Raw genomic sequence first — 433 nt, 5'->3', positions numbered from 1 at the left:
GGTCACCGACGAGTCTGAGCGGAACGAGGACGCAGTTTGCATCGACGAGGCTCGTGGCGTCTTCGCCGTTGCAGACGGCGCTTCGGAATCGTTCGATTCACGTGCCTGGGCACACCTGCTCGCTTCTCGATTCGTCGAGCTTCCCGCCGTGAGCCCTGAATGGGTCAACGCCGCAAGGCAAAGCTATGACCGCACCTGGGACTACAACAGTCTCGGCTGGTCCGAACAGATGGCTTTCGACCGTGGCAGTTTCTCAACCCTACTGGGCTGCCAATGGCAAGAACATTTAGGGAACCTCGAGATTGTCTCCGTGGGCGATAGCGTCGCGGTACACGTGGAGGCCGCAAAAGTCGTTCAGTCGCACCCGTACACGACCGCCGCCGAGTTCGACCAGCGTCCACGGCTGCTCTCTACGCGCGCCGAAGCGAATGAG

General features: G+C 61.0%; 1 pseudogene. It reads left to right on the top strand.

Annotated elements, in window-relative coordinates:
- Window positions 1-433 (top strand): annotated as a pseudogene (locus J5M67_RS28840) (hypothetical protein); the annotation flags it as partial.

Source organism: Pseudomonas sp. 30_B, from assembly GCF_017491605.1.
Lineage (GTDB): Bacteria > Pseudomonadota > Gammaproteobacteria > Pseudomonadales > Pseudomonadaceae > Pseudomonas.
The sequence above is the reverse complement of the archived record's forward strand: the minus strand, read 5'-3'. Positions and strand labels throughout refer to the sequence as shown.